Below are 1,186 nucleotides of genomic sequence, written 5' to 3' on the forward strand. Positions count from 1 at the left end.
ACACATGGTGGGCAACAGAAGGAAAAATAGCCCTACAACACTTAGTACCAGCATTCCAAAGCGCTACTGGATTACAAATGCAACCCTATATTGTGCCTGGAGCTGGTGGGACAAACGCTAAATACGCAATATTAGCTCTAATAGAAGCTGGAAAACCACCAGCAGCGTTTCAGGTACATTTTGGTCCGGAAATGATTAGTTATGTTGAGGCTGCGCCTAATGGTGTAAATTCATTTGTTAACGTTACACCCTATGCCCAACAATGGGGACTATTCAACAATGCAGTATACGAAGTATTACAAGCAGGAGCGTTTAATGGAACATTGTTATCTATTCCAGTAAATGTTCATAGAGGAGCATTATTATATGTTAATGCTCAGTTATTAAGGGAGTATAATTTACCATTCCCCTACAATTTGAGTACACTAATTTATGATACAGTACAGTTGGCAAACCACGGAATTCACCCATGGATAATACCCGGTGGAGACGGGGGATGGGACCAATTCAACCTATGGGAAGACATATTCCTATCCCTAGCTGGACCACAACTATATGACGAAATGATATATGGAACCATAAACTTAAACAACGCTACAGTCCAAAAACTAATAAACGAGACCAACTACTGGTTCCTAAACTTCACATCCTACGATTACCCAGGCTGGCAATCAATGACGTGGACACAAGGACTAACACTACTCGTACAAGGAAAAGTAGCATTCCAAGCAAATGGAAACTGGCTAACAAACTACGCATATGACTTCCTAAACACATCAGCATACCCACCACTACCACAATACATAAACAACACAAGCATAACACTAATAGAATCCCCATTCCCAGGAACACAAAACTACTATGCACTAGTAATTGACTCCATAGGCATACCAGTAGGTCCTCAAGAACAACAAGCTCTACAACTAGCCCACTTCTGGTCATCATACCAAGGGCAGGAAATATGGACTAAGTGGAAGGCTGTAACATATTATAAGAACGCCACTGATTACTTCAACACTCCTGCTCAATGGTATGATTATCAACAGTTGATAAATGATTCTAAGAATCCTCAAGACTTCGTATATCAATTATCTGATGGTGGAGTATTTGATGATGTCTTCGCACAAATAGACTCTGGATTACTAACACTACAACAAGTCGGTAATGCAGGTTTATCAGCTTGGAA

Annotated in this window: 1 protein-coding gene; it reads left to right on the forward strand. The window is 40.4% G+C overall.

Going from position 1 to position 1,186, the window contains the following annotated elements; all coding sequences use genetic code 11:
• On the forward strand, positions 1-1,186 hold a 1,186-nt coding region (gene glcS, locus DMP16_RS10055), incomplete at both ends, for a glucose ABC transporter substrate-binding protein GlcS (protein ID WP_143577204.1).

This window comes from Sulfolobus sp. B1 (assembly GCF_007050195.1).
In the GTDB taxonomy this organism is placed as follows: Archaea; Thermoproteota; Thermoprotei_A; order Sulfolobales; family Sulfolobaceae; genus Saccharolobus.